Here is a 19,681-nt window from a genome sequence, read left to right as displayed (position 1 = left end):
ATCGCAGTTTCCGGTGCGCGCGCCGCCGACGCCGTCGTCGTCGCCGAGCCGGAACCCGCTGAATACGTCAAGATCTGTGACGTCTACGGCGCTGGCTACTTCTACATTCCCGGCACCGAGACCTGCCTGCGCATCGGCGGCTATATCCGTTATGACATCGGCGTCGGCGACATCGGCTCCTTCGATGGTGCTCGCAGCGCAGACCATATGGACGATGACAACAACGCTACCTACTGGAAGAGGGCCCGCTTCGCTCTGAAGACCTGGACCGGCCAGGAAACCGAACTCGGCACCTTGAAGACCTACACCGAGACCCGCTTCAACTTCCAAAATGCCCAAGCCGATACGGGCGACTACATCAATGGCGCCGGCAACACCGGTGCTTCGCTAAACTTCGCCTGGGTCCAGCTCGGTGGCCTGCGCGTCGGTAAGGACGAATCGGCCTTCGATACGTTCATCGGCTACGCCGGCAACGTCATCCAGGATACGCTTGTTCCCTATGGCGATTTCGACACCAATGTCGTTCAGTACTACTTCGATGCCGGCAACGGCTTCTCGGCAGTGGTCTCGCTGGAAGAAGGTTCTGGTTTCGACACGATCGACAGCTATGTTCCGCATGTCGTCGGCGGCGTGAAGTGGACGCAGGGCTGGGGCGCGATCACCGGCGTCGTTGCTTATGACAGCAACTACGAAGAAGTCGCCGGCAAGGTTCGTTTGGACGTGAATGCGACCAACGAACTGTCGCTGTTCTTGATGGCCGGCTACGGCACCGACGATAACCTCACCGACTTCAACGACGGCCGCGGCTTCTACAAGCAGTGGGGCGGCAATTGGGCAGTATGGGGCGGTGGCACCTACAAGTTCAACGAGAAGACCTCGTTCAACCTCCAGGTGTCGTATGACGATTGGAAGAACCTCGGCGTTGCCGCCAATGTCGCGTACGACATCGTTCCCGGCTTCACGATCACGGCCGAAGTCGACTACCTGAATGCTGGTAAGTTCGATGACCTCGACTTCTCGAACTGGACCCACGCCGACAAGAAGAGCAGCCTCGGCGGTCTCCTCCGCTTCCAGCGCTCCTTCTAAGGGCTGGTTCCTTACAGGTGAAATCCAGCCCGGGCGCACAACGCCCGGGCTGTTTTGTTTCGTGACTGGGTCAACGCAACAGAAGGATGGGGGTAACGGTAGCTGAATAGGGTCCGTGAGTGATTTCGTGGGATCCGCTGATGTGCGGATGAAATCACAATCGCGTGATTCAAATCTCTTGAAAGGACGCTTCCAAGCGGATAGGGCTGATCTATCCACTCGGGGGTGTGGCAAATGATGACGAACGAAGCGATTCAAGAGGGTGAACCCTCTGATCATTTTTCGATGTTTTCTTCTCAAAGTCCGAAGATTCGATACACCTACAACAAGATTAGAGAAGTAAAGTCGCATCGGGTCGGAGATCTTTTTTCAGCATATCGGGACATATTATGGGATGATGGGCGGCATAAGTATAATGTCAGCTCGTTCATCGGCGAAATAGACGAGATTCTCCTTGGGGAGCGTTTCAGCGCCTTTGACCAAAGTACCCTGGACAACCTTATCGGCACCTTGCGCCAGCGCGGCAACAGCAACGCAACCATCAATCGAAAGATGGCTGCCCTCAGCAAACTGCTGCGCAAGGCTCACAAGATGGGAGATATCCACAGCCTGCCCGAGTTCCGCCGCCAGAAGGAGCGGGCGGGTCGGATTCGCTTCCTCGAAAGGGACGAAGAGGCGCGCCTGTTCGCCGCCATCAAGAGCCGCAGCGAGGATGCCTACAGGCTTTCCGTCTTCCTTGTCGACACCGGATGCCGCCTCGGCGAGGCGCTTGGGCTAATCTGGAACGATATCCAGGAGCATCGCGTCAGTTTCTGGATCACCAAATCCGGCCGCAGCCGCACCATTCCAATGACCGAGCGGGTCAAGGAGGTCATCAAGCTGCCTCCCACTGAGGGTCGCCGGCCCAAAGGACCGTTCACCAAGCTCAGCCAAGCACAGTTCCGCGCCATCTGGAACGACGCGAAGGCCGAAGTCGGCCTCGGCGCCGACGACCAGGTGGTGCCGCACATACTGCGCCATACCTGCGCCTCGCGGCTTGTCCAGGGCGGCATCGACATCAGGCGCGTGCAGATGTGGCTCGGCCACCAAACGCTGTCGATGACGATGCGCTACGCGCATCTGGCCACCAACGATCTCGATGGCTGTGTCATCGTGCTGGAAACGCCTCGATCGACTCAGCCGGGCGGCAATTGCGCTGAAGGCTCCATGTTTTCTTCGCCCGTGACGACGCCTTCGTCGCCGACGGCAGAGCGGAAAAAGAGGGGCGAGGCAGCCGCCGCTGCAAAGGAGTCGCCGAAAGCGAGTCGGAAAAGTTCAAAAGCCAAGTAGGCTGAAGAATCCTGCCTATACTATCGGAGCTATCCCGTGCCTTGTTTGGTCATGGGAGTTACTTCGGGATATTCTTTCGCTCGGCCCGATCAAGAAAAACTGCGATGGCGTCCGGCAAGTCGCCAGTTTCGAGGAATGGCGCATGGCCCTGGCCCTTGATTGTGATCGCTTCCATCATGGAATGGCGCGCTCGCATCTGCTTGAGCGTGTCTATGGACAGCAATCTCGAATTGGCACCACGTATGGCGAGCAGCGGGATGGCGGCCAACGCCTCGAATTGAGGCCATAGATCAGGCAGAGGCTGCGTCAGGTCGAGGCTCGCAACGGTATCCACCAGCTTCGGATCGAAATCCGGCACCAGCCCACCATTCGTTTCGCGGTAGAGAGCCCGTACCATCCGATCCCAATCGGCGCCGGCAAGGGCGGAGAAGTCTTCGCCATGCACGCTGCGCTGGGCGGCGGTCGCCTGTGCGCGGGTTTTCGGTGCCGGGTCGCGCTCGAGATAAGACTGGATATGGGCAAGTCCGGCCATCTCGATCACCGGTCCGATGTCGTTGAAAACAATGGCTTTCAGGACGGATGGCCGCATCATCCCGAGCACATGGATGATCAGCCCGCCACGCGAGGTGCCGATGAAGGCCGCCTCTCCGATGTTCAGCGCCGTCAGCCCGGCCAGGATGTCGCCGGCCTCCACGCCGACATTGTAATTTTTGACGTCGGGGTCATAGGTTGACTGCCCCCGCCCACGGTAGTCGAAGGCGATGACCTTTCGCGGAGTTGCTGCATCCGTCGACAGATAGAGCGCCAGCTCGTGAAAATCCCTGGCGTTGCGGGTCAGGCCAGGCAGGCAGACAACCGGCCAGGGTCCGGTATTGGCCTCGCCGTAGACGCGCGCATGAAGTTTTAGCCCATCCGGTGCGCTGTAGAAGAAGTCGGAAAAGCCCTGGTCGTTTGGCATCTGGACGCGATTCCTTCTGGCCGCCTGATCGCCTTGCGACTGCTACAGGCGAAGGCAGGAGTGGTCAAACAGAGGGCGGACGCTGGAGCTGCCAATCTCCCCCCTTGCGGGGGAGATGGCCGGCAGGCCAGAGGGGGTGTAGGAATGCCGACCTTGGGCCACAACCGGTAAAGAAACAACGCTGATAGCCGAGGAACCCCCCAATGCCTTGCCAGGCATCTCCCCCGCAAGGGGGGGAGATTGGCAGCTTCGGCGAGTCGCCTCTCGAGCCCTCAACTCCGCCCGTTCACCAGATCCCCGACAATGTCGTATTTGCCGGAAATACGCATCTTGTAGACCTCGTAATTCTCCATCACGCGCTGCACGTAGCTTCTTGTTTCCGTGTAGGGAATCCGCTCGATCCAGTCGACGACCGCGTCGATGTCCTTGCCGCGCGGGTCGCCATATCTGGCCACCCACTGGCTGGCCCGGTTGGGGCCGGCATTGTAGCCGGCGAAGGTCAGCACGTAGGAGCCGTTGAAGCGGTCGAGCTGTTCGCCGAGGAAGGCCGAACCAAGCGTCGCGTTGTAGCCGGCATCGGTGGTCAGCCGTGTTTGCGAAAACTGCAGCCCGGCCTTCTTCGCCAGTTGCCTTGCGGTTCCCGGCATCAGTTGCAGCAGCCCGCGCGCGCCGGCGCTCGATACGGCGCCGATGTTGAATTCGCTTTCCTGGCGGGCGATCGCATAGGCCAGCGCCTTGCCCGAGCCGGAAATGTCAGCCGAATCGGGAATGACGCCGAGCGGATGCGACAATGCGCCGACATCGATGCCGCGCGCTCCAGCGATCTTGCCGATTTTCAGCGCCATGAAATGGTTCCCTTGCTTTTCGGCAAGGACAGCGAGCAGCGCCAGTTCCCCCGGACTGGTCAACTGCCCGGCAAGGTCGCGATAGAGCGTCTCGGCATAGCGGTCGTAGCCCGCCTCCTGCAGCCGCTTGATGGCGCTGACTGCTTCGCGGCCGGCAAAATTCTGCCGGTCGGCTACACTTGGCGAGGGATAGACGATGTTGAGCGCCTGCCGGCCGACACGTTCGGCGGCAAGCTGGCCGTAAAATGTCGTGCCGTAGGCAGCGGCGCGCGCAAAATAATCCTTGGCGTTGCCAGGGCCGCCGACTTCGGCGGCACGACCGAGCCAGTAATAAGCGCGCGACAGCGTCATCGGCCCTTGGGCAAGGTCGGCGATGCGGGCGAAATGCGTTGCGGCAAGCTTGGGGTCGTTCAGCCCACGCAGCGCGTACCAACCGGCGTGGAATTCGGCGTCCGCCGCACTGGTGGCACTTTCGGCGGCGTGTGTGGCGACGATCTTGTACGCGGTCTTCATGTCGCCCTGGTCTACCAGTTCGCGCGACAGCACCCGGCGCTCGACCCACCAGGCATCCGGATCGACCAGAGCTTCGCGATCAGTCGGCGCCTGCATCACAATGGCTGCAGCGCCGGCAAAATCCTCCTGCTTGCGCAGATATTCGGCCTGAGCGAAGAAGTAGCCGGCCGAACGTTGCATTGCCGGCACGGCCTTCAGCAGCTTGGGCGCGTTCTTGTCGCCTTTGTCGGCCGCCGCCCATGCATCGGCGAGCTGCCGGGCACCGGCAAGGCCGGCGACACGCAGGGCGGAATTCGCACGGTCGGCATAGAACATACGCTCCATGCGAAAGCGGTGGTCGGCGGCCGGGATCAGGCTGCCGAATTCCTTGATCAGCGCCGCCTCGTCCTTGGCCTCCAGGATCGCGGTGCGCCAGAAGGGCGACAGAACGGAACGCGCCGCCTTGGTATTGCCCGACCCCACATAGGCGCGGGCGAGAACCATCACGCCTTCGAATGTCTGCGGCTGGCTGCCGTCGAACGCCCTGATAACGATGTCGGGGGCAGGGTTCTCGCGATAGAGCGCGCGCTCGCTGTTCTTGCGCAGGGCGACGGTCCCCGGCCAGTTGGGCAGCATCCTGGCCGCAGCAGTGATATCGCCGCTAGGAACCTTGTCGCCGCCATAAAGCGCGATCGCCCAGGCAAGGATATGCTGGTCGAGCGACTGAGCCGGAAGGGCATCGCGCACTCCACGAGCGCGGGGACTATCGCCCGCCGCCAACGCATCCAGCCCGCTTTTCAGGGGAGCGACGTCCGGCAAGGGCGCCTGTCGCGTCCTTTCCTGCAGGTCTGGCAGCGCAATTGCCGCGCCTGGAATCGGAATGGCTGAGGTGACCCGTACGTCCACGCTACCGCTGATCGCCATGCCCGGCATCAGCGCGAGCGTGGCGCCAAGCAGCGCGAAAAGGTGAGGCCGACCGCCCGGCATGGTCCTTAAGTCTTTCCTTGTCCTGGCATTCCACAAGCTGGCGAAGATGCCTCGAAGCCTAAACTTAGGTCGTGAAGAGCCCGTAAACAAAGAGTTAGCGAGGCCGTTCGAATTGCGCTTGCTGGCACCATGGCAATGCTTGCCGCGCAACCATGTCGAGACTATGGTGCGCCGCTTCGCTTTCGGCTAGAAGGCGCGACCACAAACCCGAAACAAAACACCAGAAGTGGCAAGGAGTTGGACGATATGCTGAGAGGCTCGCTTACTGCGCTCGTGACACCGTTCGAAAAGAGCGGGCGTTTCGACGAGAAAGCCTTTCGCGCGTTCGTCGAATGGCAACTCGCGGAAGGCACTACAGGACTGGTTCCCGTGGGCACGACCGGCGAGTCGCCGACGCTGTCGCATGACGAGCATCGCCAGGTCGTCAGGGTCTGCATCGAGGTTGCCAAGGGACGCGTTCCGGTCGTCGCCGGCGCCGGTTCCAACAACACCGAGGAAGCCGTTGGCCTCGTGCAATATGCCGAGAAGGCGGGCGCTGATGCCGCCCTGGTCGTCACGCCCTATTACAACAGGCCGACGCAACGCGGCCTTTACGAGCACTTCGCTGCCGTCGCCAGGGCGACCAAGCTGCCGATCATCATCTACAACATCCCGCCGCGCTCGGTCATCGACATGATGCCGGAGACGATGGGCCGGCTGGCACACGACTTCAAGAACATCGTCGGCGTCAAGGATGCCACCGGCAAGGTCGAACGGGTCTCCGAGCAGCGCGCCACGTGCGGCAAGGATTTCATCCAGCTCTCGGGCGAGGACGCTTCGGCGCTTGGCTTCAACGCGCATGGCGGCGTCGGCTGCATTTCGGTGACATCGAATGTCGCGCCGCGGCTCTGTGCCGAATTCCAGGAAGCAACGCTGTCCGGCGACAGCGCCAAGGCCTTGGAGTTGCAGGACCGTCTGCTGCCCCTGCACAAGGCGATCTTCATCGAGCCTGGCGTCTCCGGCGCGAAATACGCGCTGTCGAAGCTGGGTAAGGTCGAAAACGTGCTGCGTTCGCCGCTTGTTACGGTCGAGGATGTGACCGCGGCAAAGATTGATGCGGCCATGAAGCACGCCGGCTTGATTAATTAGGGATGAGGCGCCACCTCTCCGCATCATGAACCAGGTCAGAAAAGCCGATCCCAACAACAAGACCGTTTCGGAAAACCGCAAGGCGCGATTTTCCTACGAGGTGCTCGACACGGTCGAGGCCGGTCTGGTGCTGACCGGTACCGAGGTCAAGTCGCTGCGCCAGGGCCAGGCCAACATCCAGGACAGCTATGCCTCGGTCGAAGGCGGCGAGATCTGGCTGATCAACTCCTATCTGCCGGAATATCTGCAGGCCAACCGCTTCAACCATGAGCCGCGGCGGCGCCGCAAGCTGCTGCTCAACAAGCGCGAAATGGCGAAACTGTCACAGAGCGTCGACCGCGAAGGCATGACGCTGGTGCCGCTGAAAATCTATTTCAACGACCAGGGCCGCGCCAAGCTGCTGCTCGCCCTCGGCCGCGGCAAGAAACTGCACGACAAGCGCGAATCGGAGAAGCAGCGCGACTGGTCGCGCGAGAAGGGTCGGCTGCTGAAGGAGCGTGGGTAGGCTGGGGCTATTCGTTTGAAGAACCGGATTGTCCTTTTCGGTCTAGCCAGCCTGGTTTTGGTGTGTTTTGTCGCTGCGGGCGGCTATCTCTATTTCAGGACATTCTCGCCGGACCGCAACAAGTATCCGGTGAGGGGCATCGATGTCTCCCATCATCAGGGTCGGATCGATTGGCGGCGTGTTGCCGCCGACGATGTCGCCTTTGCAGTCATCAAGGCGACCGAAGGCGGCGATCATGTCGACGATGCCTTCGCGAGGAATCTGGAAGAGGCCCGCGCCGCCGGTCTCGCCGTCGGCGCCTATCACTTTTTCACCTTTTGCCGGCCTGGCGCCGACCAGGCGAAGAATTTCATCTCGGTGGTGCCGCGCGACCAACCCTTGCTGCCCCCGGTGGTAGACATCGAATTCGGCGGCAACTGCCCGCAGCGGCCAACGCCCGAACAATTGAACGCCGAACTGGCCGCCTTCCTTGCCCCTGTCGAGGCGACGTTCGGCAAACCCGCGATTGTCTATCTGACTGATGAGGCAGCGCAGACCTATGCCGGGCGCATCGCTGCCCGTTCGCTCTGGCTTCGCTCATTGCTTCTGGAGCCGGACCGCGGCGACTGGGTCTACTGGCAGTACCACAACAGGGGTCGCGTCGACGGCATCAGCGGTGACGTCGATCTGAATGTGCTGCAGGGTGGGCCGGCCGTTTTGACCGCGCTGTCTGCGCCGTCACGCTGACAAGTCTGCCGGCACCCAACTCTATTCCCGCAGAAACATCCTCTATGTCCGCAGGAACGTCGCTATCTGGCTGAAAATACTCACGAACATCGCTTCGGTCAGCACGCCGGTGTTGGTGTTGTACCGCGAGCAATGATAGCTCGAAAACAAAGTCACGCCGCCGGCCGGCAACTGCCCGCCATGCTTGAACGGGTAAGCGGCGACGCGCCCGCCCAGCGCCCGCACCGTCGACTGATGCGCGATTGATCCCAGTGCCAGCACGGCGCGCAGGTTCGGGAACCTGGCGATCGTCGGCACCAGGAATGTCCGGCAGGTGGCAATCTCTGCGCCCACCGGCTTGTTCTCCGGCGGCACGCAGCGCACCGCGTTGGTGATCGCGGTGCCGACCAACTCCAATCCGTCATCTGGCCGGGCCTTGAACTCTCCGCGCGCGAAACCGTGCGAAATCATCGTCGAGTAGAGCAGGTCGCCGGCATAGTCGCCGGTGAACGGGCGGCCCGTTCGATTGGCACCGCGAAGGCCAGGCGCCAGCCCGACGATCAGCAACTGAACCGCCGCGTCGCCTTCGAGAGGCAAAAAAGTCGGCACCGGCGCATTGAACCAGGACGGCTCGCGCTGCCGCCATTCGGCGATGAAATCATGCAGCCGCGGGCAGAGCGGGCAATCGCGGCCGGGTTCGGAGGCGGAAAGGGCGGTCAAGGCGACCGGCCTCAGTAATCGTCCTCGTCGACTTCGGCCGGCTCGGGCCGGCGCACTGGGCGCTCGGACGGGTCACGGCCAACTTCGTTCTTCAGCGTCGTCAGGTCGATGAAATGATCGGCTTGGCGGCGCAGATCGTCGGAGATCATCGGCGGCTGCGAGGCCATGGTTGAGACGATCGACACCTTGCGGCCGCGCCGCTGCAGCGCCTCGACCAGCGTGCGGAAGTCGCCGTCGCCGGAAAAGATGACGTAGTGGTCGACGACGTCGGCAAGCTGCAGCGCATCGACCGCAAGCTCGATGTCCATGTTGCCCTTGATCTTGCGGCGACCGGTCGAGTCGGTGAATTCCTTGGCCGGCTTGGTGACCACCTTGAAGCCGTTATAGTCGAGCCAGTCGATCAGCGGACGGATCGAGGAGTATTCCTGATCCTCGACCAGTGCCGTGTAATAATAGGCGCGCAGCAGATAGCCGCGCTTCTGGAAGCTTGACAGAAGCTTGCGGTAGTCGATGTCGAAGCCGAGTGCGCGCGACGTCGCGTAGAGATTGGCGCCGTCGATGAATAGGGCGATTTTTTCACGAGGGTCGAACATGGAAAATATCCTTCTCGAAATAAACGGCCGTCTAAACGAAATGCGATAGCGACGTTCGGTCAGGCTCATAATAAACCGGCTGACCTCTACGCATCCGAGATAGCGCCAGATTCACGGCAATCCAAGGGCGCGTGCGGCACTGCAAGCAATTGTGATCGGGAGACCGAACACATAAGCACAGACAGGTTTTGCCGAATCGGGTGTTTGAACGAAGGATCGGGCGCCCTGCAGCCCGGCCATTGCCATGATGCTTGTATTTTGGCGGCGTTCGGGTTATGGACCGCGCCTGTTTTCCATCAAATCCATCGCATGAAAGGGGCAATCCATGGCCCGCGTAACTGTTGAAGATTGCATCGACAAGGTCGACAACCGCTTCGAGCTGGTGCTCTTGGCCGGCCACCGCGCCCGCCAGATCAGCCAGGGCGCGCCGATCACCGTGCCGCGTGACAACGACAAGAACCCGGTCGTGGCGCTGCGCGAGATCGCCGATGAGACGCTGTCGCCCGACGACCTCAAGGAAGATCTGATCCATTCGCTGCAGAAGCATGTCGAGGTCGACGAGCCCGAGGCCGACGGCGAGGCGATTGCCGATCAGACCGGCGCCGCTGTTGCTGCCACCGACGCCGATGACGCCGAGGAGAACATCACCTTCGACCGCATGACCGAGGAAGATCTCCTGGCCGGCATCGAGGGCCTGGTGCCGCCGGAAAAGAGCGACGACTACTAAGAGCCTGGATCAAGCATCCGGCCCTTCCGTCCTGGCAGTTTCGTGGCTATCTATGACATGCGCCGTACAGCAGTGCGGCGCATGATCCATTTCACCGCTGCGAGATTCCGCCCATGATGCGTCAGTATGAGCTTGTCGAGCGCGTCCAGCGCTACAAGCCTGACGTCAACGAGGCGTTGCTCAACAAGGCCTATGTCTATGCCATGCAGAAGCATGGCCACCAGAAGCGCGCTTCCGGCGATCCGTATTTCTCGCATCCACTCGAAGTCGCCGCCATCCTCACCGAAATGCATATGGACGAGGCGACGATCGCGGTCGCCCTGCTGCACGACACCATCGAGGACACGACCGCCACACGGGCCGAGATCGACGATCTGTTCGGACCCGAAATGGGCAAGCTTGTCGAGGGCCTGACCAAGCTGAAGAAGCTCGATCTCGTCTCGAAGAAGGCCGAGCAGGCGGAAAACCTGAGAAAGCTTCTGCTGGCGATTTCGGAAGATGTCCGCGTGCTGCTGGTCAAGCTCGCCGACCGTTTGCACAATATGCGCACCCTCGACCACATGCCGGAGGCCAAGCGCCTGCGCATCGCCGAGGAGACGATGGATATTTATGCGCCGCTGGCCGGGCGCATGGGCATGCAAGGCATGCGCGAGGAGCTGGAGGAGATCGCCTTCCGCTTCATCAATCCTGAAGCCTATCGCGCCGTCACCGCACGGCTTGCCGAAATCTTCGAGCGCAACAAGGGCGTGCTGACGGACATCGAAAAGGCGCTGTCCACGCTGTTCGAGAAGCATGCGATCAACGCCGGCGTGAAGAGCCGGCAGAAGAAGCCGTGGTCGGTGTTCCGCAAGATGGAGGCCAAGGCGCTGTCCTTCGAGCAGCTCTCGGATATTTTCGGCTTCCGCGTCGTCGTTGACACGGTCGAGGACTGTTACCGGGCGCTTGGCGCCATCCACACCGCGTGGTCGATGGTGCCGGGCCGCTTCAAGGACTACATCTCGACGCCGAAGCAGAACGATTATCGGTCGATCCACACCACCATTGTCGGCCCGTCGCGCCAGCGTGTCGAGCTGCAGATCCGCACCCGAGAGATGAACAAGATCGCCGAATACGGCGTCGCCGCGCATTCGATCTACAAGGACACCGGCGGCAAGACCAACGTTGCCGCCCACGCGATTTCGAAGGAGACCAACGCCTATGCCTGGCTCCGGCGCACCATCGAGCAGCTTGCCGAGGGGGACAATCCGGAGGATTTCCTCGAAAACACCAAGCTGGAGCTGTTCCAGGACCAGGTGTTCTGCTTCACCCCGAAAGGCATGCTGATTGCGCTGCCGCGTGGCGCGACCCCGATCGACTTCGCCTACGCGGTGCACACCGATGTCGGCGACACCTGCGTCGGTGCCAAGGTCAACGGCCGCATCATGCCGCTGATGACGGAACTGAAGAACGGCGACGAGGTCGAGATCATCCGCTCCAAGGCGCAGGTGCCGCCGGCGGCGTGGGAATCGGTCGTCGTCACCGGCAAGGCACGCTCGGCCATCCGCCGGGCCACCAAGAACGCCATCCGCAAGCAGTATTCGGGCCTCGGCATCCGCATCCTGGAACGCGCCTTCGAGCGCGCCGGCAAGACCTTCACCAAGGAGAGCCTGAAGCAGGTGCTGCACCGGCTGGCGCGCAAGGACATCGAGGATGTGCTGGCCTCTGTCGGGCGTGGCGAACTCGCCTCCACCGACGTCATGAAGGCGGTATTCCCCGACTACAAGGATGAGCGCGTCACCACGGCCGTCCCCAAGCCGCGCGAGGAGGGCTGGTCGAAAATCCGCAATGCCGCCGGCATGCTGTTCCAGATTCCGGGTCGCGCCGCGCGCAAGGACAAGGACCAGCCGCGCGATGGCGCCGTGCCGATCCGCGGCGTGCGCGGCGACCTGCCGGTGCGTTTCGCGCCTGAGGGGGCAGTGCCCGGCGATCGCATCGTCGGCATCGTCCAGCCGGGCACCGGCATCACCATCTATCCGATCCAGTCGCCGGCGCTGCAGGCGTTCGACGATCAGCCCGAGCGCTGGATCGACGTGCGCTGGGACATCGACGAGCGCACCAAGGAACGCTTTCCGGCGCGCGTCTCGGTCACCGCCATCAACGCGCCGGGGTCACTCGCCGATATAGCGCAGGTGGTTGCCTCGAACGACGCAAACATCCATACGCTGTCGATGGTGCGCACCGCGCCCGACTTCACCGAAATGCTGATCGATCTCGAAGTCTGGGATCTCAAGCACCTCAACCGGCTGCTGTCGCAGCTCAAGGACAATTCGAGCGTCAGCGATGCGAGGCGCGTGAACGGCTAGGCCATGATCCCGAAAAGCGGAGACCGGTTTTCTCGGACAAACGGGAACCGTTTGTCCAGAGATCATGATCAATCAAAAAGAGGCAGACATGAACACCGACGAAGTGCTGGGCATTTTCCGCGAGGCGGGTGCTGTTCTGGAAGGGCATTTCATTTTGACCTCGGGCCTGCGCAGTCCGGTCTTCCTGCAGAAGGCGCGTGTGTTCATGCATGCCGACAAGACCGAGCTTCTGTGCAAGGCGCTGGCGGAGAAGATCCGCGCAAGCGTGCCCGGCAAGATCGACTATGTCGTCGGCCCAGCGATCGGCGGGCTGATCCCGGCCTATGAGACCTCGCGCCATCTCGGCGTGCCGGCGATCTGGGTCGAGCGGGAAGGGGGCGAGTTCCGCTTGCGCCGCTTCGAGATCGCCAGCGGTTCGCGTGTCGTCATCGTCGAGGACATCGTCACCACCGGCCTGTCGATCCGCGAGACCATCGAGTGCCTGCGCGAGCTTGGCGCCGAGGTGGTGGCCGCGGCCTGCATCATTGACCGTTCGGCCGGCAAGACTGATGTCGGCGTGCCGCTCATCGCGCTTGCCGAGTATGAGGTCCCGGCCTATCCGGCCGACCGGCTGCCGCCGGACCTTGCCGCCATCCCGGCGATCAAGCCCGGCAGCCGCAACATCTGACGGGGCATGTCGCCCAAAAGTGTGCGGCGGTTTTTGGGGAAAACGACATGCGTGAAGACAAATTGGAAATGATCGCCGGCATCGATCATTTCGTGCTGACGGTCGCTTCGCTGGAAGAGACCTGCGAGTTTTACCAGCGCGTGCTGGGCTTTGAGCGCATCGACGCGGCGGATAGGCCGACGGCGCTGGCTTTCGGTGCCCATAAGATCAATGTGCATGAGGTCGGCCGCACTTTCGAGCCAAAGGCGAAGTCACCGACATCAGGATCAGGTGATTTCTGCCTGATCACCGACCGGCCACTGGATGAGGTCCGTGCCCGACTCGCGGCCAATGGTGTGGTGGTGGAACTCGGCCCGGTTGAACGTATCGGGGCCCGCGGTCCGATGATGTCGGTTTATTTCCGTGACCCGGACGGCAATCTGGTCGAGGTCAGCGAATATCTGCCGTAGCCGCCTGCGACGCTGCGCCCTTCGCAATGCGACTGCCGGTTCCCTAAATTCGCCGCGATTGTCCAATGTTGGAAGCAAGACCTGCCGCCCCGAAGGGCGGCAACAAGCGCGGCGCACAGAAGGTGTTTGGTTGTTCTTGCGCCAGCGCGTCATTATATAAGGTGGCGATTGCCATAGGGTGATCGTCAAGCGCAAGATGTGGCTGCCACGCCCGGCTGAAGGTGCCGTTGCGGGCGCTGTGGAACGGGAACAGAGTGCTTTTTCGACGCCGCAAGCCTGATGGCCTTTATGAGCGGGTGCGTACCTACCTTTGGCCGCGCCGCTCGTTTTCGCGCTCGCTTCAGTATTTTTCCAAGCGCATCCTGCGGCTGAAGGCCACACCGCATGCGGTGGCGGCCGGCGTTGCGGCCGGTGTCTTTGCTTCATTCTTCCCCGTCGGTTTCCATTTCATCATCGCTGCCATCCTGTGCTGGGTGATCGCCGGCAATCTGGTGGCGGCGGCGCTTGGTGCGGTTTTTTTCGGCAACCCGCTGACCTTCCCATTGCTATGGGGCGCGTCGTGGGAAACGGGCAAGCTCATCCTGCATGACCGCCTGCCGACGCATGGGCCGCCGGCACATCTGGGTGAGATGCTGCATAACCTCTCCTTCGCGCAATTATGGAAACCGGTCCTTGAACCGATGCTGATAGGCGCGGTACCGCTCGGACTGGTGTTCGGGCTGTTGTTCTACGCCATCACGCGCTGGGGTATGAACGCTTTCCGGGAACAGCGGCGCAAACGTCTGGCCGAGCGCGCAAGCCGGCATGCGCAATCGTCCCATCCCGGCGCAAGCATCGGTTCCACTGCGCGATGATTATCGGCATCGGCAGCGACCTGATCGACATCAGACGCATTGAGAAATCGCTGGAGCGTCATGGTCAGCGTTTCATCCAGAGAATCTACACCGAGATCGAACAGGCCCGCTCCGAAAACCGGCGGGCGCGTGCTGCCTCCTACGCCAAGCGCTTCGCTGCCAAGGAAGCCTGCGCCAAGGCGCTGGGCACTGGTCTGGCGCAGGGCGTGTTCTGGCGCGACATGGGTGTCGTCAACCTGCCAAGTGGCGCGCCGACCATGGCGCTGACGGGAGGAGCGCAGGCCAGGCTGGACAAAATCCTGCCAAAGGGCCATCGGGCGGCAATCCACCTCACCATCACGGATGATTTCCCGCTCGCTCAAGCCTTTGTGATCATCGAGGCGCTGCCCGTCGAAGAAGCGCCACATTGATTGCCTCTGACGACCGGCATTGACGTTGCCCAGCGCGCGCCGAGACTCTATACCATCCAACGCACAATCGAGGACGACATGAGCGTGGCTGAAAAATCCGAGAAGAAATCCGGCGGGCTTGGCGAGACCGTCAGCGTCATCGTCCAGGCGCTTTTGCTCGCCCTGGTCATCCGCACGCTGCTGTTCCAGCCTTTTTCGATCCCATCAGGATCGATGCGGCCGACGCTTTTGGAAGGCGACTATCTGTTCGTTACCAAATGGTCCTATGGCTATTCGCGCTATTCGCTGCCTTTTGGACCCGATATTTTTTCGGGCCGCATCTGGGGCTCCGAGCCGAAGCGCGGCGACGTAGCGGTTTTCAAGTTCCCGCCTGATCCGTCCGTCGACTACATCAAGCGCGTTGTCGGCCTGCCGGGTGACAAGATCCAGGTCAAGGACGGTCAGCTTTTCATCAACGGCGTCGGCGTGCCGCGCGTGAAAACAGGCCAGATCGACAATCCCGACATCACCGAGGAATCGCGCCCGATCGATGTCTATCGTGAGACCTTGCCCAACGGCGTCAGCTACGACACGCTCGACCTGAATTCGAATTCAATCGGCGACAACACCCGCGAATTCGACGTGCCGCCCGGCCATTACTTCATGATGGGCGACAACCGGGACAATTCCGCCGACAGCCGTTTCACTGTCGGCTACGTTCCCGCGGAAAATCTGGTTGGCCGCGCCAATCTTGTTTTCTTCTCGATCGCCGGCAAGGCGAGCCCTCTCGAAATCTGGAAATGGCCGTCGCTGATGCGCGCTTCGCGCCTGTTCCACTTCGTCAATTGATGGCTTTGAAGCGTCCGACAGGCGAAACTCTGGCCGGTTTGGTGAAGGCCAAGACCGGCCACGTCTTCAAGGATGTCCGTTTGCTTGAGACCGCCCTGACGCATTCCAGTGCGGTCAAGGCGGCCACCAACAACCAGCGTCTTGAATTTCTTGGCGACCGCGTGCTCGGGCTTGTCGTCGCCGATATGCTTTTCGAGAAATTTCCTGATGCGCCGGAAGGTGAAATCGCCCCGCGCTTCAATGCGTTGGTCGATGCGCGGACATGCTCCGAAATCGGCATCGAAATGCAGCTGGAGGATCTGGTCCGCGCCGATTCTGCCTTGAAGATGCGGTCGCGGGGCTCGGGCGGAAACTATCTGGCGGATGCGGTAGAAGCCCTGATCGCGGCGGTTTACGTCGACGGTGGCATGGAGGCCGCGCGGCGGTTCGTCCTGCGCTACTGGGAACCGCGCTCGCATACGGTGATCGCAAAGCCGCTCAATCCGAAATCCGATCTGCAGGAATGGATTGCCAAGGCCAGCGATGCGCGCCCCGAATATGTGATCGAGAAACGCGAAGGCCCGGACCACCAGCCCGTCTTCACGGTGTCCTTGCAGGTCCGCGGCTTTGCGCCGATAAGCGGTACTGGCGGCTCCCGCAGGGTGGCCGAAGAAGCGGCGGCTTCGGCATTTCTTTTGCGCGAAGGCGTCTGGGCCACCGCATCGGCCCAAAAATCGGAGCGCGCGCGCTCAAGTGAAGGGAGTGCGGCATGACCGCCACCGAAGAGCCGGCGACCGCAGCCGCCACGCATTCCGGCTTTGTCGCGCTGATCGGCGCGCCCAATGCGGGCAAGTCGACCTTGGTCAACCAATTGGTCGGCGCCAAGGTGTCTATCGTCACCCACAAGGTGCAGACAACCCGCGCCATCGTGCGCGGCATCGCCACGCATGACAATGCGCAGATCGTTTTCGTCGACACGCCCGGCATTTTCAAGCCGAAGCGGAGGCTCGACACGGCGATGGTGACCACCGCCTGGGGCGGGGCCAAGGACGCCGATATCGTGCTGCTTTTGATCGACGCCGAACGCGGCATCAGGGGCGACGCCGACGCCATCCTCGAACGGCTGAAGGATGTGCGCCAGCCGATGGTGCTGATCCTCAACAAGGTCGACCGCGTCAAGCACGAAGCGCTGCTGGCTCTGTCGGCGGCAGCGAACGAAAGGGTGCCGTTCAAGCGCACCTTCATGGTTTCGGCGCTGACTGGTTCCGGCTGCAAGGACGTGCTCGATTATCTGGCCGAGGCTCTGCCGGTCGGTCCCTGGTACTATCCGGAAGACCAGATCTCGGACCTGCCGATGCGCCAGCTCGCGGCCGAGATCACGCGCGAGAAGCTTTATCTCAGGCTGCATCAGGAATTGCCCTATTCCTCGCACATCGAGACCGAGAAATGGGAAGAGAAGCCGGATGGTTCGGTGCGCATCGACCAGACCATCTATGTCGAGCGCGACAGCCAGAAGAAGATCGTGCTCGGCCACAAGGGCGAGACCATCCGCGCCATCGGCCAGGCGGCGCGCATGGAGATAGCAGGCATCCTCGAACAGAAGGTGCACCTGTTCCTGTTCGTCAAGGTGCGCGAGAACTGGGGCGACGACCCCGAGCGCTACCGCGAAATGGGGCTCGAGTTTCCGCGCTAGATCGAAGGTCCGCGTAGCGACAGCGGCAAGCGGTTTTCGGAGAGTTCAAATAAATCGCTCCAGGTCCATGGTCAGCAATCTGAACATCGGCACGGCGCTTGTCAGCCGACTGGTCGCCACACAGGAGTGATCTTGCGGTCAGGCCGGTCGAGATTGGCGGCTGAGGCCTTCTATCTTGGTGACGAGATGAGATGGAAAAGGGCGATCCCGCCTGTGATCTGGCAATTGCCTGGACGCTTTTCGAGGGCAAAAGCCGGGAAGCGTTCTGCGCCGACCCTCCCGCCGACGAAGCGATGATGTGCAAAGCGCTGATCACGGTCGGCGGACACATCGGCATCAACCTCGTCGAGTTTGAAAAATCCTGGCACGTAGTCGATGAAGTGCTTGCCGATCGCGCGCGCGGGCGTGAAGCACCGAACGACAAGCCGCTCTAGCCAACCAGAACCCAGTCCTGTCGCCGAACATCCGCCATCGCACGGCGCGACCAGCGACTTTCCAACCGACGCGACGCTTTCCCGGGCTTATGGAGTGCCGTTCGCCTGATCGAGGCGGGCGACCACGTCGCCTGCCTCGCCAAGGCCGACTGAGAGGCGTCACGGAGGAATCGTTTTCCGGTTGGCTGCTGTCACAATCAGCGACGCGACGGCGCTCCAGGGAATTTCGATCGTTTTGGAAGAGGCAGACAGGCTTGGAAACGTCATCCCGCTTTTCGCCTCGGTGTCAGAGTGGGTTGGGCGATGTGCCTCATCTGACGATAGAGGGGGCGGCAAGAATCAGGTTGATTTCGGCGGAATCAGGTAGATATTCCGCATTATGCGGAAATTTTAGAAATATATAACGTAAGAAGTGTATTTAGCCGCGAAAGTATCCGCATATATATTTAATATATGACGTCGTGCCAGTTGTGCCATCCGTTGTCATGGGAAGTGTTATTTGTGCAACACATCGTTAAACTGTTCACGGAATTGGCATTATTTCGGAAATCGTCATTGAAGGCAGATGATCGATGGGTATGTTCGCCGCTGAAAAGGGCGAGCGGTGTGAGCCTTTTTCGTTGTGGGGGTGAGGCGGGAAAACATTGCCGCCAGCCACAAATCCGAAGCCATTTATAACTATGACTGGAGAGGTCAGAAAATGAACATCAAGAGCCTCCTTCTCGGCTCAGCCGCGGCCCTGATCGCGGTCAGCGGCGCGCGCGCCGCCGACGCTGTCGTCGTCGCCGAACCGGAACCGGCCGAATACGTCAAGATCTGCGACGTCTACGGCGCCGGCTACTTCTATATTCCGGGCACCGAGACCTGCCTGCGCATCGGCGGCTATCTCCGCTACGACATGGGCGTCGGCGATTCCGGCTCGCTCGATGGCGCCAACAACGTGGCCGATCACATGGACGGCGATAGGCACGACACCTATTACAAGAACATGCGCTTCACGCTGAGGACTTATACCGGCCAGGAAACCGAACTTGGCACGTTGAAGACCTTTACCGAGACCCGCTTCCAGTTCGGCAACTCTTCCGGCGACTATACCGGTGACGGCACCGGCTGGCAGGCCGGCAACAAGGCCACCACCCTCAACTTCGCCTGGATCCAGCTCGGCGGCCTGCGCGTCGGTAAGGACGAAACGGTATACGACCAATTCATCGGTTATGCCGGCAATGTCATCCAGGACACGCTCATCCCCTATGGTGTCAAGGATACCAATCTCATCAGCTACTACTTCGACGCAGGCAGCGGCTTCACGGGCGTGGTCTCGCTCGAGGAAGGCACCGGCGTCAACACGATCGACAGCTATGTTCCGCATGTCGTCGGCGGTTTGAAGTACAAGGGCGACTGGGGTGCGATCACCGGCGTCGTGGCCTATGACAGCAACTATGAAGAAGTGTCCGGCAAGGTCCGTTTGGACGTCAACGTCAGCAAGGAACTGACGCTGTTCGTCATGGGCGGCTACGGCACCAACGACAACATCAACGACTTCGGCACAGGCCGTACCCAATACAAGCCATGGGGCGGAAACTGGGCGATCTGGGGCGGCGGCACCTACAAGTTCAACGACAAGACCGCGTTCAACGCCCAGGTCTCCTATGACGACTGGAAGAACCTCGGCGTCGCGGCCAACGTTGCCTACACCATCGTCCCCGGCTACACGATCACGGCTGAAGTCGATTACCTCAATGCAGGAAAATTCGACGACTTCGACTTCAACAACTGGACCAAGGCCGACAAGAAGAGCAGCGTCGGCGGCATCGTTCGCTTCCAGCGCAATTTCTAACGGATCGACTGACCTCACCAGCCCGCCCGCAGCACATCGCTGCGGGCGGTTTTTTATGCATTGTTATGAGAGTTACCGGAGGCCCAAGCCCATACCTTGATTTCGCCACCCGA

Annotated in this window: 20 protein-coding genes; 16 read left to right on the top strand and 4 right to left on the bottom strand. The window is 61.2% G+C overall.

Annotation, left to right across the window (positions count from 1 at the left end):
• Together LB558_RS32600 and LB558_RS32595 are read left to right on the top strand one after the other, a co-directional pair.
• On the top strand, positions 1-1,086 hold a 1,086-nt coding region (locus tag LB558_RS32600), incomplete at its 5' end, for a porin (RefSeq protein WP_224701493.1).
• Positions 1,087-1,320: 234 nt separating this feature from the next.
• Complete coding sequence (locus LB558_RS32595) at positions 1,321-2,415, top strand: tyrosine-type recombinase/integrase (protein ID WP_224701491.1); 1,095 nt, start codon at positions 1,321-1,323, stop codon at positions 2,413-2,415.
• Between the two features lie 58 nt (positions 2,416-2,473).
• On the opposite strand, the gene LB558_RS32590 is transcribed toward LB558_RS32595, so the two are convergent.
• Entirely contained in the window at positions 2,474-3,373 is a 900-nt protein-coding gene (locus LB558_RS32590) for an alpha/beta fold hydrolase (protein WP_224701489.1), read from the bottom strand.
• Positions 3,374-3,645: 272 nt separating this feature from the next.
• Complete coding sequence (locus LB558_RS32585; protein ID WP_224701487.1) at positions 3,646-5,697, bottom strand: lytic transglycosylase domain-containing protein; 2,052 nt, start codon at positions 5,695-5,697, stop codon at positions 3,646-3,648.
• Between the two features lie 246 nt (positions 5,698-5,943).
• Between LB558_RS32585 and dapA the strand changes: the two genes are divergently transcribed.
• From dapA to LB558_RS32570, 3 genes are read left to right on the top strand one after another with little or no spacing between them, the layout of a single operon-like run.
• The gene (gene dapA / locus LB558_RS32580) at positions 5,944-6,825 is read left to right on the top strand and encodes a 4-hydroxy-tetrahydrodipicolinate synthase (protein WP_224701485.1); all 882 of its coding nucleotides are present in this window, start codon (positions 5,944-5,946) and stop codon (positions 6,823-6,825) included.
• Positions 6,826-6,850: 25 nt separating this feature from the next.
• Positions 6,851-7,330, top strand: coding sequence for an SsrA-binding protein SmpB (smpB, locus tag LB558_RS32575; protein ID WP_224701483.1), 480 nt, complete (start codon positions 6,851-6,853; stop codon positions 7,328-7,330).
• 15 nt (positions 7,331-7,345) lie between these two features.
• Positions 7,346-8,056: a GH25 family lysozyme gene (locus LB558_RS32570; protein ID WP_224701481.1), complete on the top strand. Its 711-nt coding sequence runs from the start codon at positions 7,346-7,348 to the stop codon at positions 8,054-8,056.
• Between the two features lie 42 nt (positions 8,057-8,098).
• Here LB558_RS32570 and LB558_RS32565 read toward each other — a convergent pair whose 3' ends face one another.
• Together LB558_RS32565 and LB558_RS32560 are read right to left on the bottom strand one after the other, a co-directional pair.
• Complete coding sequence (locus LB558_RS32565; protein ID WP_224701479.1) at positions 8,099-8,755, bottom strand: uracil-DNA glycosylase; 657 nt, start codon at positions 8,753-8,755, stop codon at positions 8,099-8,101.
• 11 nt (positions 8,756-8,766) lie between these two features.
• Positions 8,767-9,348 (bottom strand): NYN domain-containing protein, encoded by a 582-nt coding sequence (locus tag LB558_RS32560; protein ID WP_027038041.1) that lies wholly within the window; start codon positions 9,346-9,348, stop codon positions 8,767-8,769.
• A 325-nt stretch (positions 9,349-9,673) separates the two neighbouring features.
• On the opposite strand from LB558_RS32560, the gene rpoZ reads away from it, so the two are divergent.
• From rpoZ to LB558_RS32505, 11 genes are all read left to right on the top strand, one after another.
• The gene (gene rpoZ, locus LB558_RS32555; RefSeq protein ID WP_095086596.1) at positions 9,674-10,075 is read left to right on the top strand and encodes a DNA-directed RNA polymerase subunit omega; all 402 of its coding nucleotides are present in this window, start codon (positions 9,674-9,676) and stop codon (positions 10,073-10,075) included.
• 113 nt (positions 10,076-10,188) lie between these two features.
• Positions 10,189-12,417 (top strand): RelA/SpoT family protein, encoded by a 2,229-nt coding sequence (locus LB558_RS32550; RefSeq protein ID WP_224701477.1) that lies wholly within the window; start codon positions 10,189-10,191, stop codon positions 12,415-12,417.
• An 88-nt stretch (positions 12,418-12,505) separates the two neighbouring features.
• Entirely contained in the window at positions 12,506-13,084 is a 579-nt protein-coding gene (gene pyrE / locus LB558_RS32545) for an orotate phosphoribosyltransferase (RefSeq protein WP_224701475.1), read from the top strand.
• Positions 13,085-13,152: 68 nt separating this feature from the next.
• Positions 13,153-13,533 (top strand): VOC family protein, encoded by a 381-nt coding sequence (locus LB558_RS32540; RefSeq protein WP_224701474.1) that lies wholly within the window; start codon positions 13,153-13,155, stop codon positions 13,531-13,533.
• Positions 13,534-13,787: 254 nt separating this feature from the next.
• Positions 13,788-14,387, top strand: coding sequence for a DUF2062 domain-containing protein (locus tag LB558_RS32535; protein ID WP_224701472.1), 600 nt, complete (start codon positions 13,788-13,790; stop codon positions 14,385-14,387).
• The gene (acpS, locus tag LB558_RS32530; protein ID WP_023812868.1) at positions 14,384-14,797 is read left to right on the top strand and encodes a holo-ACP synthase; all 414 of its coding nucleotides are present in this window, start codon (positions 14,384-14,386) and stop codon (positions 14,795-14,797) included. Before LB558_RS32535 ends, acpS begins: the two co-directional genes overlap by 4 nt.
• 78 nt (positions 14,798-14,875) lie before the next feature.
• Entirely contained in the window at positions 14,876-15,625 is a 750-nt protein-coding gene (gene lepB / locus LB558_RS32525; protein ID WP_013532585.1) for a signal peptidase I, read from the top strand.
• Positions 15,625-16,377: a ribonuclease III gene (rnc, locus tag LB558_RS32520; RefSeq protein WP_224701471.1), complete on the top strand. Its 753-nt coding sequence runs from the start codon at positions 15,625-15,627 to the stop codon at positions 16,375-16,377. Before lepB ends, rnc begins: the two co-directional genes overlap by 1 nt.
• The gene (gene era, locus LB558_RS32515) at positions 16,374-17,297 is read left to right on the top strand and encodes a GTPase Era (protein ID WP_023812871.1); all 924 of its coding nucleotides are present in this window, start codon (positions 16,374-16,376) and stop codon (positions 17,295-17,297) included. The genes rnc and era overlap by 4 nt, the downstream gene beginning before the upstream one ends.
• A 191-nt stretch (positions 17,298-17,488) precedes the next feature.
• A complete protein-coding gene (locus LB558_RS32510) occupies positions 17,489-17,731 on the top strand; it encodes a hypothetical protein (RefSeq protein WP_224701462.1) in 243 nt (80 codons plus the stop codon).
• 700 nt (positions 17,732-18,431) lie between these two features.
• Positions 18,432-19,568, top strand: coding sequence for a porin (locus LB558_RS32505; protein ID WP_224701460.1), 1,137 nt, complete (start codon positions 18,432-18,434; stop codon positions 19,566-19,568).
• Positions 19,569-19,681 lie beyond the last annotated feature (113 nt).

This window comes from Mesorhizobium sp. CO1-1-8, from assembly GCF_020164875.1.
GTDB lineage: Bacteria > Pseudomonadota > Alphaproteobacteria > Rhizobiales > Rhizobiaceae > Mesorhizobium.
This window is presented reverse-complemented; position numbering and strand designations above follow the sequence as displayed.